This window comes from Pseudomonas sp. PS02302 (genome assembly GCF_029959585.1).
GTDB lineage: Bacteria > Pseudomonadota > Gammaproteobacteria > Pseudomonadales > Pseudomonadaceae > Chryseomonas > Chryseomonas aestiva.
In genome coordinates, this window is record NZ_JASCON010000210.1 from 1 (window position 1) to 228 (window position 228).

General features: G+C 50.4%; 1 tRNA gene. It reads left to right on the plus strand.

Going from position 1 to position 228, the window contains the following annotated elements:
- The first annotated feature begins 4 nt into the window (after positions 1 to 4).
- Positions 5 to 80, plus strand: a tRNA-Ala gene (locus QMX82_RS25800).
- Positions 81 to 228 lie beyond the last annotated feature (148 nt).

Below are 228 nucleotides of genomic sequence, written 5' to 3' on the forward strand. Positions count from 1 at the left end.
CGATGGGGCCATAGCTCAGCTGGGAGAGCGCCTGCCTTGCACGCAGGAGGTCAGGAGTTCGATCCTCCTTGGCTCCACCATCTCCACCTACGGCTAACGCAATTGCTTGAAAAGCTCAGAAGTGAGCTTTTGACTTCTCCCTGCCGACAGGTAATGAGAAGGGCACAAAAGCTGACTTCTGGTCTTTGATCAGAACTGTTCTTTAAAAAATTGGGAAAGTGATAGAAG